This is a genomic window from Pseudomonas sp. RL_5y_Pfl2_69 (genome assembly GCF_963970465.1).
Lineage (GTDB): Bacteria > Pseudomonadota > Gammaproteobacteria > Pseudomonadales > Pseudomonadaceae > Aquipseudomonas.
The window spans coordinates 71820-87460 of the sequence record NZ_CAXAOU010000017.1 but is presented as its reverse complement, the minus strand read 5'-3'; the positions used below and the strand labels follow the sequence as shown (position 1 = coordinate 87460).

Genomic DNA, 15641 nt, shown 5'->3' with positions numbered 1-15641 from the left:
TGGCCTAGTACACGTTGTTTGGCCTAGACTCAGGCATCAGTTTTATCCCGAACTGTGTCTTCGCTTTCACGTAAGGCCTCTCGCATGCACGATCCCCGCTACCTGGTCGACGTCAGTGTCGTCACGCGTTACCTGCCAGAACAATCGCAGCCTGAACATCAGCGTTTTGCCTTTGCCTATACCATCACGGTGCGCAACAACGGCTCAATACCCGCAAAACTACTGTCCCGGCATTGGGTAATCACCGACGGCGATGGCCATGTAGAAGAAGTTCGTGGCGCTGGCGTTGTGGGTTTGCAGCCTACAATCGCCCCCGGTAGCGAGCATTCCTACAGCAGCGGTTCGGTCATCACGACCAAAGTCGGCACCATGCAAGGCAGCTACCTGATGCATGCCGACGACGGTCATGAGTTCAAAGCCGTCATTGCGCCCTTCCGCCTTGCGGTCCCCGGGGCCCTGCACTGATGGCGGTATATGCCGTTGGCGATCTGCAAGGCTGCTTGAAGCCTCTTAAACGCCTGCTCGAACGCGTAGCCTTCGCCCCTGACAAAGACAAGCTCTGGCTGGTGGGCGACCTGGTCAACCGTGGCCCGGAATCGCTGGAAACCCTGCGCTTTTTGTACCGCATGCGAGAATCACTGGTGTGCGTGCTGGGCAACCATGACCTACACCTGCTGGCCGTGGGCCATAACGCCGAGCGCCTGAAAAAAGGCGATACCCTGCGTGAAATCCTCCAGGCTCCCGATTGTGATGAACTGCTGAGCTGGTTACGCCAGCAACCTCTTCTGCATCACGATGCCGAGCGCAATATTGCACTGGTGCATGCCGGAATACCGCCGCAGTGGACACTGAAAAAAGCCCTCAAGTGTGCCAGTGAAGTTGAACATGCGTTGCGTGACGACAACCTCATCGGGCCTTACCTGGACGGCATGTACGGCAACGACCCTGCCAAGTGGGACAACGAACTGACGGGCGTCACCCGTTTACGGGTTATCACCAACTATTTCACCCGGATGCGTTTTTGTACCCGAGAAGGCAAGCTCGACCTCAAAAGCAAAGAAGGCATCGGTAGCGCACCGCCAGGCTATGCGCCTTGGTTCAGTTATAAAGAACGCAAAACCCAAGGGCTCAAGATCATCTTTGGGCATTGGGCAGCGCTGGAAGGCAACTGCAAGGAGCCTGGCATCTTCGCTCTCGATACTGGCTGTGTCTGGGGAGGCGCCATGACTCTGCTCAACGTCGATACCGGTCAGCGCCTGATCTGCGATTGCGACGACCCGGCCCTTGCGGCGCCCTCCATCGCCCTGCAAACCGCCCCACCTTCCCAACCCTTGGGCGCCAGCTAACCGCGCCCGCTGTCAGGCCACAGGAATCTCCCCATGACCGAATTCAAACGTATCCCGCCAGAGCAGGCCCAGGCCTTGCGAGAACAAGGCGCCGTCGTAGTTGATGTGCGTGATCCACAGGCCTTTGCCGCCAGCCATATCAGCGGCGCGAAGCACCTGGACAACCACTCACTGCATGACTTCATCGCCAACGCCGACCTCGACGCCCCTCTGATCGTTGCTTGTTACCACGGCAACTCCAGCCAAAGCGCCGCGGCGTATTTGGTGAGCCAGGGTTTTAGCGAGGTCTACAGCCTTGATGGCGGCTTCGAACTGTGGCGTGCAACTTATCCGAACGAAACCGCGCAAAGCACTGCCGAATAATATTTTTTTCAGCGCCAGCCCCCGTGATCAGAGGGCTGGCGCCCTTCCTGACCAACGGTCAGGCGCAACAATTCATGCATCTCGCCTTGACCTCCCGGATTACCAACTATCCTTTACCTCAGGCCATCCAAATCTGGGGAGAGCCGGTACACCGGCGAATGGATCATCGGTAGTAACTTCAAGGGCTTAGCCACCTTGATGGTGTCCTGGGGGGTACACAGCAGCTGAAATGCTGCTGCATGCCAGCACTCGAACTGACCGATCTATCGCCGACTCCACGTATCGAGCGAGGTGACGTCATGAGTATTTTTAGCCACTTCCAACAACGCTTTGAATCCACACGCCAGGAAGAGCTCACGCTCCAGGAGTATCTGGAGCTGTGCAAGCAAGACAAAAGCACTTATGCCTCTGCTGCTGAAAGGCTACTGCTGGCCATTGGTGAACCGGAACTGCTGGACACCTCAAACGACTCTCGTCTGTCACGAATCTTCTCCAACAAGGTGATTCGTCGTTATCCGGCCTTTGAAGACTTCCATGGGATGGAAGAATGCATTGACCAGATCGTCTCCTACTTCCGCCATGCTGCGCAGGGCCTGGAAGAGAAGAAACAAATCCTCTACCTGCTGGGCCCGGTCGGGGGCGGCAAGTCATCCCTTGCCGAAAAGCTCAAGCAACTGATCGAAAAGGTGCCTTTCTACGCGATCAAGGGCTCGCCGGTCTTCGAATCGCCTTTGGGGCTGTTCAACGCCACAGAAGATGGCGCGATCCTCGAAGAAGATTTCGGCATCCCGAAACGCTACTTGAGCACCATCATGTCGCCGTGGGCCACCAAGCGACTGGCCGAATTTGGTGGTGACATCAGCCAGTTCCGCGTAGTGAAACTCTATCCCTCGATTCTCAACCAGATCGGTGTCGCCAAAACCGAACCCGGCGATGAAAACAACCAGGACATTTCAGCCCTGGTCGGCAAGGTTGATATTCGAAAACTGGAAGAATTCCCGCAGAACGACGCCGATGCCTACAGCTATTCGGGCGCGCTGTGCCGGTCCAACCAGGGCCTGATGGAATTCGTGGAGATGTTCAAGGCGCCGATCAAGGTGCTGCACCCACTGCTGACTGCCACTCAAGAGGGCAACTACAACAGTACCGAAGGTCTGGGGGCCATTCCGTTTACCGGCATCCTGTTGGCCCACTCAAACGAATCGGAGTGGCACACCTTCCGCAACAACAAGAACAACGAAGCGTTTATCGACCGGATCTACATCGTCAAAGTGCCGTACTGCCTGCGCGTCAGTGACGAAGTAAAAATCTACGACAAACTGCTGTTCAACAGCTCACTGGCCAAAGCCCATTGCGCACCCGACACCCTGAAAATGCTGGCCCAGTTCACTGTTCTTTCGCGCCTCAAAGAGCCGGAAAACTCCAACATCTACTCCAAGATGCGGGTATATGACGGTGAGAACCTAAAGGACACCGATCCGAAAGCCAAATCCATTCAGGAATACCGCGACAACGCGGGCGTCGACGAAGGCATGAACGGGCTTTCGACCCGATTCGCGTTCAAGATCCTGTCCAAGGTATTCAACTTCGATCCCCACGAAATTGCAGCAAACCCCGTTCACCTGCTCTATGTACTCGAACAGCAGATCGAGCAGGAACAGTTCCAGGCCGAAACCCGTGAGCGCTACCTGCGCTTCCTCAAGGAATACCTGGCGCCGCGCTACATCGAGTTTATCGGCAAGGAAATCCAGACGGCTTACCTGGAGTCCTACAGCGAATACGGGCAAAACATCTTCGATCGCTACGTGCTGTACGCCGACTTCTGGATTCAGGACCAGGAATACCGCGATCCGGAAACCGGTGAGATCCTCAACCGCGTAGCCCTGAACGAAGAACTGGAAAAAATCGAAAAACCGGCCGGCATCAGCAACCCGAAAGATTTCCGCAACGAAATCGTCAATTTCGTTCTGCGTGCCCGCGCCAACAACAACGGCAAGAACCCTACCTGGCTCAGCTACGAGAAGTTGCGCGTGGTGATCGAGAAGAAAATGTTCTCCAACACCGAGGACCTGCTGCCGGTTATCAGTTTCAACGCCAAGGCGAGCAAAGAGGACCAACAGAAACATAACGACTTCGTCACTCGAATGGTCGAACGCGGCTATACCGACAAACAAGTACGGCTGCTCTCCGAGTGGTACCTGCGGGTCCGCAAGTCGCAGTGAGGCAGCTGTAAGCCTCAAGCCTCAAGCTGCAAGGACCAGGCACGCGCAATTGCCTGGACTTGTAGCTTGCAGCTCACAACTTGAAGCTGCCCGGAGGGCCTAATGAGCTATGTGATCGACCGACGCCTCAATGGCAAGAACAAGAGCACGGTAAACCGTCAGCGCTTTCTGCGGCGCTACCGTGACCACATCAAAAAGGCCGTAGAAGAGGCCGTGGGCCGCCGCTCCATAACGGATATGGAACATGGCGAGCAAATCAGCATTCCCGGCCGCGATATCGATGAGCCGGTGCTTCACCATGGGCGCGGTGGCAAGCAAACCGTAGTTCACCCTGGCAACAAGGAGTTCACCAGCGGCGAACACATTCCCCGGCCTCAAGGCGGAGCGGGCGGCGGCGGTGGACCCGGAAAAGCTGGCAATTCCGGCGAAGGCATGGATGAGTTCGTATTCCAGATTACCCAGGAAGAGTTCCTCGAATTCATGTTCGAAGACCTTGAACTCCCCAATCTGGTCAAACGCAACCTGACCGGAACTGACACCTTTAAAACCGTACGCGCCGGTATCAGCAACGAGGGCAACCCGTCTCGCATCAATATCATTCGTACCTTGCGCTCAGCTCACGCCCGGCGCATTGCCCTTTCAGGCAGCAGTCGGGCAAAACTCAGGGAGGCCAAGGCTGAGCTGGAACGATTAAAACGCGAAGAGCCCGATAACTTCGGCGATATCAAAGCCGTAGAGGCAGAAATCGAGAAACTTAGCGCACGAATTCACCGCGTACCTTTCCTCGATACCTTTGACCTCAAGTACAACCTGCTGGTCAAGCAACCCAACCCCAGCTCCAAGGCCGTCATGTTCTGCCTGATGGACGTTTCTGGCTCCATGACCCAAGCCACGAAAGACATTGCCAAACGATTTTTCATCTTGCTGTACCTGTTCCTGAAGCGGAACTACGACAAGATCGACGTCGTGTTTATTCGCCACCACACCAGTGCACGCGAAGTGGATGAAGAGGAGTTTTTCTATTCAAGAGAAACCGGCGGCACCATCGTCTCAAGCGCACTCAAACTGATGCAGGAGATCATGGCCGAGCGCTACCCCACCAACGAGTGGAATATCTACGCAGCGCAAGCCTCTGACGGGGACAACTGGAACGATGACTCACCCATTTGCCGCGACATTCTGATCAACCAGATCATGCCATTCGTGCAGTACTACACTTATGTAGAGATTACACCGCGCGAACATCAGGCCCTCTGGTACGAATACGAACGCATCAGCGAGGCGTTTTCCGACACCTTCGCGCAGCAACAACTGGTCTCGGCCGGCGATATATATCCGGTCTTCCGTGAACTCTTCCAGCGCAGGTTAGTGACATGACCGCCAAAGAGAATAAACGCCAACCCATCTCCACTGGCTCAGAGTGGACCTTTGACCTGATCCAGGCTTACGACCGTGAAATCGGTCGCCTGGCCGAACGCTATGCGCTGGATACCTATCCCAACCAGATCGAAGTGATTACTGCCGAACAGATGATGGATGCCTACGCTTCAGTGGGCATGCCGCTGGGGTATCACCACTGGTCCTATGGCAAACACTTTTTGAGCACCGAAAAGTCATACACCCGTGGGCAGATGGGGCTGGCCTACGAAATCGTCATCAACTCTGACCCGTGCATTGCTTACCTGATGGAAGAAAACACCATCTGCATGCAAGCACTGGTGGTGGCCCATGCGTGCTATGGGCATAACAGCTTCTTCAAGGGCAACTACCTGTTTCGCACCTGGACGGACGCCAGTTCGATCATCGACTATCTGGTGTTCGCCAAGCAGTACATCATGCAATGTGAGGAGCGCCACGGCATCGATGCGGTCGAAGACCTGCTCGACTCCTGCCATGCCTTGATGAACTACGGTGTAGACCGCTACAAACGACCCGATCCGATTTCAGCTGAAGAGGAACGCCGTCGCCAAAAAGAGCGCGAAGAGCATCTGCAAAAGCAGATTAACGATTTGTGGCGCACCATCCCTAAAAGCGCAGACAAACTAAGCGAGAAAGATAACGCCCGCTTCCCCGACGAACCTCAGGAAAACATCCTTTATTTCATAGAAAAACACGCGCCGCTGCTGGAGCCCTGGCAACGCGAAGTTGTGCGTATTGTGCGCAAGATTGCACAGTACTTTTACCCACAACGGCAAACGCAAGTGATGAACGAGGGCTGGGCCACTTTCTGGCACTACACCTTGATGAACGACCTCTACGACGAAGGCCTGGTGACTGAAGGCTTCATGATGGAGTTCCTCATTTCCCACACCAGCGTGGTGTTCCAACCCGGCTTTGACAGCCCTTACTACAGCGGCATCAACCCTTACGCACTGGGGTTTGCAATGTATTGCGACATCCGGCGCATTTGCGAACACCCAACCGACGAGGACCGTTACTGGTTCCCTGACCTGGCAGGCAGCGACTGGCTATCAAGCATCAAGTTCGCCATGAGCAGCTTCAAGGACGAGAGTTTTATCCTGCAATACCTGTCACCCAAAGTAATCCGCGATCTGAAATTGTTCAGCATCATGGACGACGATCAAAAAGACGACTTGCTGGTACCCGCCATTCACGACGAGAACGGTTACCGCATCATTCGTGAAACCCTGGCTGCCCAGTACAACCTGGGCAATCGTGAACCCAACATACAAATCTGGAGTATCGACCGCCGTGGCGACCGCTCCCTGACCCTGCGCCACCAGCAACATGACCGCAAACCCTTGGGCGAATCAACCGACGAGGTCTTGAAACACCTGCACCGCTTGTGGGGCTTCGATATCCATCTTGAAACACTGCAAGGCGACCAGGTCGTGAAAGTCCATCATGTCCCACCAAAAGGCGATCACGGCGACAATGATCGCGGCCGACTGGATATGGGCGCCATTCACCTGTAATGCACACAAGCCTCCGTTAACACGGCACACGCGCTATCCTGTCGTGCTAACGGAGGTTTTTTATGCAGATCTATAAAGTTGGCGGCGCTGTACGTGATCGCCTGCTGGGCAAGCCTGTCACCGATATTGACTGGGTAGTCGTTGGCGCAACAGCCGAACAAATGCAAGCCTTGGGGTATCGCCCTGTAGGTTCAGACTTCCCGGTATTTCTTCACCCCAAAACCGGCGACGAATACGCTCTGGCACGTACGGAGCGTAAAAGCGGTCATGGTTATGGCGGCTTTATTTTTCATGCCAGCCCCGACGTCACCCTGGAAGAAGACCTGATACGCCGCGACCTGACCATCAACGCAATGGCTGAGGACGATGCTGGCAATATAACTGACCCTTACAATGGTCAGCGCGATCTTGAAGACCGTGTTTTACGCCACGTTTCCCCCGCATTCGCCGAAGATCCTCTCAGAGTCCTGCGGGTGGCCCGCTTCGCAGCACGCTACGCGAGCCTTGGTTTCAACATCGCACCAGAAACGCTGGAATTGATGCGCCAGCTGTCCAGATCCGGCGAGCTGCAAGCCTTGACCCCCGAGCGCTGCTGGAAAGAAATTTCCCGCGCCCTGATGGAAGACCAACCTCAGGTATTTATTGAAGTGCTGCGCAGCTGTGACGCACTGGAGGTGCTGCTGCCAGAGGTGAATGCACTGTTTGGTGTGCCACAGCCCCCTGCCCACCACCCGGAAATCGACAGCGGCGTGCATACCCTGAGCGTGCTGGAGCAATCGGCGCTGCACCAGCAACCACTGACCGTTCGCTGGGCGTGCCTTCTGCACGACCTTGGCAAGGGGCTTACGCCGGAGAAAGACTGGCCCAGACACATTGCCCACGAGCACAAGGGACTACGCCTGATCAAAGCCGTAAATGATCGCTACAAAGTGCCAAGGGATTGCCAGGAATTGGCATTGCTGGTGGGCGAGTATCACACCCACGGCCATCGTGCTCTTGAGCTCAAGGCTTCGACGCTACTCGAGTTACTGCAGCGCTTTGACGTGTACCGCCGCCCGCAGCGATTCGAGGAGTTCATCGTGGCATGCGAGATGGACGCCAAAGGGCGTCTTGGACTGGAAAACCGGCCGTATCCGCAAGCTGACTACCTACGCGGTGCTGCACGGGCCGCACTGGCCGTGGCCGTGCAACCACTGCTGGAGCAGGGCTTCAAAGGCCCAGAACTGGGTGAGGCACTCAAGCGCGAACGACTTAAGGCACTGCAAGCCTACAAGGATGCCTTGTAGAGCAAATCTTGTGGGAGCGGGCTTGCTCGCGATGGTATCGATGCGGTCTGACGCAAAGACCGCAGCGCCAGTATCGCGAGCAAGCCCGCTCCCACAAAAAAGCAGCACCCTGCTGCACATTCAAACGACCTTCAGCCTGCCAGCATCTCCAGCGGCGTCAACTGCTCACCCCGCCATTCAAACGCAGCAGGTGCGAGCACTTGATCGATCTGTGCCTCTGCCCACAGCTGAGCAAGGGTCTTGCCCACACCTGGATGCACTTTGTCTGGCGCTATCAACGATAGCGGCCACAACACAAAAGCATTCTTGAGAATCTCGGCACGGGGCAAGGTCAATCCGTCAAAACCCCCCACCAGATCACCGTAAAACAGCACGTCGATATCCAGTGGCAATCCTTTACGATCTTGAGCATAACGTCCGTTATCAGCTTCGATCAGCTTCAATCGTCGACTCAACTCAATCAGTGGCAAATCGGTTTTCGCCGCCACCACCAGATTGAAAAAAGGCCCGCTTTTGATACCCACAGGCTGACTTTCGAAAACCGCAGAGCAACACATATCGCGCAAAAAACCGGTCAGTGCATCAAGCCCCGCCAGCAAATGCTTTTCGCGCTCGACATTACTGCCCAGCCCGAGATAAACCTGAGTTAGCGACATCCGCGCTCAATCTCCACGCCAACCCCTGTGGCCGCCGCAACGGCGCCGGGCTTGGTCAGCTTGAGGTGCAGCCAGGGAATGTTGAACTCACTCATCAACACCTCTGCCAGACGCTCCGCAAAGGTTTCCACCAGTTGAAATTGAGCGTGCTCGGCAAATGCCTGAATACGCGTGGAAACGCTCGCATAATCGAGAGCCAGCGTCAGGTCATCGCCAGCGGCAGCCGGACGGTTATCCCACGCAAAACTCAGGTCAAGACGCAGGCACTGACGGATGCCGCGCTCCCAGTCATAAGCACCAATTACGGTGTCGACTTCCAGGCCTTCGATAAACACTCTGTCCAAGCACTCTTCTCCGCAGCACGACAAGGGCGCAATGCGCCGTTAGAATCAGGGCGTCCTCGCCCGGAATAGTTAGCATGTTTTGGTTACTGGCGATCCTCGCCTACCTGCTTGGCTCTCTGTCCTTTGCCATTTTGCTCAGCCGCCTGACGGGAACTCCCGATCCGCGAATGAGTGGCTCCGGCAATGCCGGCGCAACCAACATGTTGCGTCTGGCTGGCAAAAAACTTGCCGTCCTGACCTTGCTCGGCGACCTGTGCAAGGGGCTTTTACCCGTCATTCTGGCCTGCCAACTGGATTTCTCGCTCCAGGACCAAGCCTGGATCGGTAGCTGCGCCGTCGTAGGACACATGTACCCTGCGTACTTCCGCTTTCGCGGCGGCAAAGGTGTCGCCACGGCTGCCGGCATGCTGCTGGGGCTATACCCTCCCGCGGCATTGCTGGCTGTCGCAGCATGGCTGCTAACCTTTCAGCTGACCCGTACCAGCTCACTGGCAGCGTTGATCGCCACACCCCTGACCCTGCCATTGCTGGCCTGGCAAGAGCCTGCCGCCGTGCTGCCCATGAGCGTCCTGACGGCACTGATTGTCTGGCGCCACCGCGGCAATTTACGCGACCTGATGGCTGGGCGCGAACGCCATTTCTGAATCTTGCCCGTGAAAAAACCTCACGCTCGATCCAACCCCGGCTCTCACAGGGGCTTCAGCTGCTCCATCGGCCAGCGTGCCTGCACGCTGATTGCCAATGTTTCGTGCTGGCCAGCCTGCAAACGCTGACAACCCGCAAACGCAATCATCGCGCCATTATCCGTGCAAAATTCCGGGCGAGCGTAGTAAACGTTACCCTTCATCTCGCCGAGCATTTTTTCCAGGGATACACGCAACGCCTTGTTGGCGCTCACACCACCAGCAATCACCAGGCGCTTCATGCCCGCGTGCTTCAAGGCGCGCTTGCACTTGATCGTCAGCGTCTCGACCACAGCCTGCTGGAACGCCAGGGAAATATCGCAACGGGTTTGCTCGGTATCGTCGCCCGCGGCCACACAGCGCTGCCACGTGTTCAAGGCGAAGGTTTTGAGGCCGCTGAAGCTAAACTGCAGCCCCGGACGATCAGTCATGGGGCGCGGGAATACAAAACGCCCCGCAACGCCCTGAGCGGCCAGTCGCGCGATCTCAGGGCCACCTGGATAGTTGAGCCCCATCATCTTCGCGGTCTTGTCGAACGCCTCACCCGCAGCATCGTCCAGCGTCTCGCCCAGCAACTCGTACTGGCCGATACCATCAACGCGAACCAGCTGCGTGTGACCGCCCGATACCAACAAAGCGACGAACGGAAATTCCGGAGGCTGTTCTTCCAGCATCGGAGCCAATAAATGGCCTTCCATGTGATGGACACCGAGGGCCGGAATACCCCAGGCAAAAGCCAGCGCCTGAGCGCAAGAAGCCCCAACCAGAAGGGCTCCGACCAATCCTGGACCCGCCGTGTAGGCTATGGCGTCGATCTCGGTCGGCACACAATCGGCCTCGGCCAGCACCTGACGAATCAAGGGCAGCATGCGCTTGACGTGATCCCTTGAAGCCAGCTCCGGCACCACACCGCCATAGGCGCGGTGAAGGTCGATCTGACTGAACAGTGCATCGGCCAAAAGCCCGCGCTCACTGTCGTATAGCGCGACGCCGGTTTCGTCGCAGGAGGTTTCTAATCCCAGTACTAGCATGGGTTTACGCCTTGTAGAGGCTAAATTCGAAGGCGCGCATAATAGTCGCCACTCCCGCCCCCGGCCAGCGGTTTTCGATCAGAGGCTTTGCATTCCGGGCGATGAGGGGTTAACATCCGCAACCCTTAAAAACCGACGTCTTTCAACGCGATTTTTGCCTTGAGACGTTGACCCCGGTAATGAATGAAGGTAGCTCTGGATGCCAGCCGTCAAAGTAAAAGAGAACGAACCCTTCGACGTAGCTCTGCGTCGTTTCAAGCGCTCCTGCGAAAAAGCCGGTGTTCTGGCTGAAGTTCGCAGCCGCGAATTTTACGAGAAGCCGACTTCCGAGCGTAAACGCAAAGCAGCAGCTGCTGTTAAGCGTCACGCGAAGAAAGTTCAGCGCGAGCAGCGCCGCGCCGTACGTCTGTACTAATACACAGACGTTCGTAGCACGCTTCTGCCAAGCCCGGCCTAAAGCCGGGCCGTAGGCAGTTGTTGAAGGTTACATGCTTTATCGTCAAGGCCGCAGATGCGACCGCGACAAGCGTTACATCACGTCAGACCTGGCCTAATAGCCAGCGGTGCACGTCTTTACTGACGAGCCTTCCAAGGCTACCGACGAGCACACCTCTCTGATTTTCCCTAAAGACGATCAGCCCAAGGCACCTCTCCAGTGCCTGCTTATGAGCTATCCGAGACCAGCCATTGGTCAGTGCCGGACTCAGAGCGTGAAAATTACCGATCCCATTCACTCTGATTAAAATGAGCAGACCGGGTTTCGACAGATACACTTCCCCGAAATAATTGAGCTGACGCCCCACGATCGAGCAGAGCATTCGCCTGCACGCGCGATGCCCAAGCCCTTTATACGGACCCATTTCTGCGCAGTGATGACGAGAACGCCATGGCCGGGTTAATCCCCCAGAGCTTTATTGACGACCTTCTGAACCGTACCGATATCGTCGATGTCGTCAGCTCTCGCGTGCAAATGAAGAAAGCCGGCAAAAATTACACGGCCTGCTGCCCCTTCCACAAAGAAAAAACGCCGTCTTTCAGCGTCAGCCCCGACAAACAGTTCTATTACTGCTTTGGCTGCGGCGCGGGCGGCAACGCCCTCGGCTTCATCATGGACCACGACAACCTGGATTTCCCCCAGGCCGTCGAAGAACTGGCCAAAGCCGCCGGCATGGAGATCCCGCGAGAAGAAAGTGGCCGCCCACACAAGCCGCGGCAGCCGACTGACTCTCCGCTCTATCCACTTCTGACCGCTGCTGCCGATTTTTATCGCCAGGCATTAAAAACTCATCCTGCACGCAAAGCTGCTGTGGACTACCTGAAGGGCCGCGGCCTGACCGGCGAAATCGCCCGCGACTTCGGTCTCGGATTCGCCCCGCCAGGCTGGGACAATCTGTACAAACACCTAAGCAGCGACACACTGCAGCAAAAAGCCATGATCGATGCGGGCTTGCTGGTGGAAAACGCCGAGACCGGCAAGCGCTATGACCGCTTTCGTGATCGCGTCATGTTTCCGATCCGCGACAGTCGTGGCCGCATCATCGCCTTTGGTGGCAGGGTCCTGGGCGATGACAAACCCAAATACCTGAACTCCCCGGAAACGCCAGTCTTTCATAAAGGCCAGGAACTGTACGGGCTGTTCGAAGCACGCAAGTTCAATCGCAGCCTCGACGAAATCATCGTGGTTGAAGGCTACATGGACGTCATTGCCCTGGCCCAGCAAGGCCTGCGCAATGCCGTCGCAACACTGGGCACCGCCACCAGCGAAGAACACATGAAGCGCTTGTTCCGCGTGGTACCCAGTGTTTTGTTCTGCTTTGACGGCGACCAGGCAGGCCGCAATGCTGCCTGGCGCGCACTGGAGGCCACACTCCCTTGCCTGCAGGATGGACGGCGCGCACGCTTTTTGTTTCTGCCTGAAGGCGAGGACCCGGACACACTGGTGCGCTCCGAAGGTACCGACGCCTTCAAGGCACGCATCAACCAGCACGCACAACCACTGGCCGATTACTTCTTCCAGCAGTTAACCGAAGAAGCAGACCCGCGCTCGCTTGAAGGCAAAGCCCATATGGCCACGCTGGCAGCACCGCTGATCGACAAAGTCCCAGGCGCCAACCTGCGGACCTTGATGCGCCAGCGCCTGAGCGAAATTACCGGCCTGACCAGCGAGACCGTCAGTCAGCTGGCGCAAAACGCACCTGCGAAGCCCCAGACTCAACCGACCTACGACCCCGGCATTGATTACGATGCAATGCCCGACTACAGCGACTTCCAGCAACCGGACATGTACATCCCGCAACAGGAATGGACGCCGAAAAAGCCTGGCGCTGGCGGTAAAAAGTGGGAAAACAAACCCTGGGACAAAAAAGGCAAGCGTGGCGGCGAACGCGAGCAGGCCTGGATCCCCGTAGGCGTTGAACCGCCTACACTGACAGCCCTGCGCACCCTGCTGCACCATCCGCAACTGGCCAAAAAAGTTGAGGATGCCGGGCACTTTGCTGCAGAAGACCAGACTAACAATCAGTTACTGATTGCGCTGGTAGAGGCCGTACAGAAAAATCCTAAGCTAAGCTCTATACAGCTACTGTCCCGCTGGCACGGCACTGAACAGGGCCGCTTGCTGCAAAGACTGCTGGAAAAGGAATGGCTAATTGATGCCGATAACCTTGAACAACAGTTTTTCGACACCATAACTAGCTTGTCAGCTCGTCAACGCGAGCGAAATCTAGAGCAACTTCTTCGAAAAGCACGTCAAGGCGAGCTAAGTAGCGAGGAAAAAAATCAGTTACGCGACCTTCTAAGTCGCAATAATCCCGCATCAAACCCGACCTCAACTGGCGCGTGAGGTCATAGCTAAGGTATAATCCTCGGCTTGTTTTTTGCCCGCCAAGACCTTCAGTGGATAGGGTGTTATGTCCGGAAAAGCGCAACAGCAGTCTCGTATCAAAGAGTTGATCACCCTCGGCCGTGAGCAGAAGTATCTGACTTACGCAGAGGTCAACGACCACCTGCCCGAAGATATTTCAGATCCGGAGCAAGTGGAAGACATCATCCGCATGATTAATGACATGGGGATCCCCGTACACGAGAGTGCTCCGGATGCGGACGCCCTTATGTTGGCCGATGCCGACACCGACGAAGCAGCTGCTGAAGAAGCAGCTGCCGCGTTGGCGGCAGTAGAGACCGACATTGGTCGTACTACCGACCCTGTGCGCATGTATATGCGTGAAATGGGCACGGTAGAACTGCTGACACGTGAAGGCGAAATCGAAATCGCCAAGCGTATCGAAGAAGGCATCCGTGAAGTGATGGGCGCAATTGCGCACTTCCCTGGCACGGTTGACCATATTCTCTCCGAGTACACTCGCGTCACCACCGAAGGTGGTCGCCTGTCCGACGTTCTGAGCGGTTATATCGACCCGGACGATGGTATTGCGCCGCCTGCAGCCGAAGTGCCGCCTCCTGTCGACCCAAAGGTGAAAGCCGAAGGTGATGACGAAGAGGACGATAAGGAAGAGTCCACCGAGGAAGAGGAAGAGGTCGAAAGCGGCCCCGATCCGATCATCGCGGCTCAGCGCTTTGGCGCCGTTTCCGATCAGATGGAACTCGCTCGCAAGGCACTGAAAAAGCACGGTCGTGGCAGCAAGCAGGCAATTGCCGAGCTGGTTGCACTGGCAGAGCTATTCATGCCGATCAAACTGGTCCCGAAGCAATTCGAAGGCCTGGTTGAGCGTGTTCGCAGCGCCCTGGAGCGTCTGCGTGCACAAGAGCGCGCCATCATGCAGCTGTGTGTACGTGATGCACGCATGCCGCGTACCGATTTCCTGCGCCTGTTCCCGGGCAACGAAGTCGACGAAAGCTGGAGCGACGCGCTGGCCAAAGGCAAAAGCAAATATGCTGAAGCCATTGGTCGCCTGCAACCGGACATCATCCGTTGCCAGCAAAAGCTGTCTGCCCTGGAAGCAGAAACCGGCCTGAAGATTGCCGAGATCAAGGACATCAACCGTCGTATGTCGATCGGTGAGGCCAAGGCCCGCCGCGCGAAGAAAGAAATGGTTGAAGCCAACTTGCGTCTGGTTATCTCCATCGCCAAGAAGTACACCAACCGTGGCTTGCAGTTCCTCGACCTGATCCAGGAAGGCAACATCGGCTTGATGAAAGCGGTAGACAAGTTTGAATACCGCCGCGGCTACAAATTCTCGACTTATGCCACCTGGTGGATCCGTCAGGCGATCACTCGCTCGATCGCCGACCAGGCCCGCACCATCCGTATTCCGGTGCACATGATCGAGACGATCAACAAGCTCAACCGTATTTCCCGCCAGATGTTGCAGGAAATGGGTCGCGAACCGACCCCGGAAGAGCTGGGCGAACGCATGGAAATGCCTGAGGATAAAATCCGTAAGGTATTGAAGATCGCTAAAGAGCCGATCTCCATGGAAACCCCGATCGGTGATGACGAAGACTCCCATCTGGGTGACTTCATCGAAGACTCGACCATGCAGTCGCCAATCGATGTAGCCACTGTTGAGAGCCTTAAAGAAGCGACACGCGATGTACTCGGCGGCCTCACAGCCCGTGAAGCCAAGGTACTGCGCATGCGTTTCGGTATCGACATGAATACCGACCACACCCTCGAGGAGGTTGGTAAACAGTTCGACGTTACCCGTGAACGGATTCGTCAGATCGAAGCCAAAGCGTTGCGCAAGCTGCGCCACCCGACGAGAAGCGAGCATTTGCGCTCCTTCCTCGACGAGTGATAACAAAACCCCCGGCC

General features: G+C 56.4%; 14 protein-coding genes. 11 read left to right on the top strand and 3 right to left on the bottom strand.

Annotated elements, in window-relative coordinates; all coding sequences use genetic code 11:
- Nucleotides 1-84: 84 nt before the first annotated feature.
- The 7 genes from apaG to AACY07_RS23115 all read left to right on the top strand — a co-directional run bounded on the left by apaG (nucleotide 85) and on the right by AACY07_RS23115 (nucleotide 8153).
- Nucleotides 85-465 (top strand): Co2+/Mg2+ efflux protein ApaG, encoded by a 381-nt coding sequence (apaG, locus tag AACY07_RS23145; RefSeq protein WP_133075307.1) that lies wholly within the window; start codon nucleotides 85-87, stop codon nucleotides 463-465.
- On the top strand, nucleotides 465-1346 hold the full coding sequence (locus tag AACY07_RS23140) for a symmetrical bis(5'-nucleosyl)-tetraphosphatase (RefSeq protein ID WP_339477994.1): 882 nt from the start codon (nucleotides 465-467) through the stop codon (nucleotides 1344-1346). The genes apaG and AACY07_RS23140 overlap by 1 nt, the downstream gene beginning before the upstream one ends.
- Before the next feature lie 33 nt (nucleotides 1347-1379).
- Nucleotides 1380-1709, top strand: coding sequence for a thiosulfate sulfurtransferase GlpE (glpE, locus tag AACY07_RS23135; protein WP_019823082.1), 330 nt, complete (start codon nucleotides 1380-1382; stop codon nucleotides 1707-1709).
- A 299-nt stretch (nucleotides 1710-2008) separates the two neighbouring features.
- Nucleotides 2009-3931: a PrkA family serine protein kinase gene (locus AACY07_RS23130; RefSeq protein ID WP_019823081.1), complete on the top strand. Its 1923-nt coding sequence runs from the start codon at nucleotides 2009-2011 to the stop codon at nucleotides 3929-3931.
- A 102-nt stretch (nucleotides 3932-4033) separates the two neighbouring features.
- Nucleotides 4034-5308, top strand: coding sequence for a YeaH/YhbH family protein (locus AACY07_RS23125; protein ID WP_133075305.1), 1275 nt, complete (start codon nucleotides 4034-4036; stop codon nucleotides 5306-5308).
- On the top strand, nucleotides 5305-6867 hold the full coding sequence (locus AACY07_RS23120; protein ID WP_219262874.1) for a SpoVR family protein: 1563 nt from the start codon (nucleotides 5305-5307) through the stop codon (nucleotides 6865-6867). The genes AACY07_RS23125 and AACY07_RS23120 overlap by 4 nt, the downstream gene beginning before the upstream one ends.
- A gap of 62 nt (nucleotides 6868-6929) precedes the next feature.
- Nucleotides 6930-8153, top strand: coding sequence for a multifunctional CCA addition/repair protein (locus tag AACY07_RS23115; protein ID WP_339477990.1), 1224 nt, complete (start codon nucleotides 6930-6932; stop codon nucleotides 8151-8153).
- A 131-nt stretch (nucleotides 8154-8284) separates the two neighbouring features.
- Here AACY07_RS23115 and folK read toward each other — a convergent pair whose 3' ends face one another.
- Both folK and folB read right to left on the bottom strand, forming a co-directional pair.
- The gene (gene folK / locus AACY07_RS23110) at nucleotides 8285-8809 is read right to left on the bottom strand and encodes a 2-amino-4-hydroxy-6-hydroxymethyldihydropteridine diphosphokinase (protein ID WP_339477986.1); all 525 of its coding nucleotides are present in this window, start codon (nucleotides 8807-8809) and stop codon (nucleotides 8285-8287) included.
- Nucleotides 8800-9153 carry a dihydroneopterin aldolase gene (folB, locus tag AACY07_RS23105; RefSeq protein ID WP_133075301.1) on the bottom strand — a complete coding sequence of 118 codons (354 nt, stop codon included), beginning with the start codon at nucleotides 9151-9153 and terminating at the stop codon, nucleotides 8800-8802. Before folB ends, folK begins: the two co-directional genes overlap by 10 nt.
- A gap of 74 nt (nucleotides 9154-9227) precedes the next feature.
- On the opposite strand from folB, the gene plsY reads away from it, so the two are divergent.
- On the top strand, nucleotides 9228-9797 hold the full coding sequence (gene plsY, locus AACY07_RS23100; protein WP_339477983.1) for a glycerol-3-phosphate 1-O-acyltransferase PlsY: 570 nt from the start codon (nucleotides 9228-9230) through the stop codon (nucleotides 9795-9797).
- Between the two features lie 44 nt (nucleotides 9798-9841).
- Here plsY and tsaD read toward each other — a convergent pair whose 3' ends face one another.
- Complete coding sequence (tsaD, locus tag AACY07_RS23095; RefSeq protein ID WP_048361129.1) at nucleotides 9842-10867, bottom strand: tRNA (adenosine(37)-N6)-threonylcarbamoyltransferase complex transferase subunit TsaD; 1026 nt, start codon at nucleotides 10865-10867, stop codon at nucleotides 9842-9844.
- A gap of 199 nt (nucleotides 10868-11066) precedes the next feature.
- Here tsaD and rpsU point away from each other — a divergent pair, with 199 nt between their 5' ends.
- From rpsU to rpoD, 3 genes are all read left to right on the top strand, one after another.
- The gene (rpsU, locus tag AACY07_RS23090) at nucleotides 11067-11282 is read left to right on the top strand and encodes a 30S ribosomal protein S21 (protein ID WP_002551877.1); all 216 of its coding nucleotides are present in this window, start codon (nucleotides 11067-11069) and stop codon (nucleotides 11280-11282) included.
- Between the two features lie 471 nt (nucleotides 11283-11753).
- Nucleotides 11754-13709, top strand: coding sequence for a DNA primase (gene dnaG / locus AACY07_RS23085; protein WP_339477980.1), 1956 nt, complete (start codon nucleotides 11754-11756; stop codon nucleotides 13707-13709).
- Nucleotides 13710-13776: 67 nt separating this feature from the next.
- Nucleotides 13777-15624: an RNA polymerase sigma factor RpoD gene (gene rpoD / locus AACY07_RS23080; RefSeq protein WP_048361132.1), complete on the top strand. Its 1848-nt coding sequence runs from the start codon at nucleotides 13777-13779 to the stop codon at nucleotides 15622-15624.
- The last annotated feature ends 17 nt before the right edge of the window (nucleotides 15625-15641 follow it).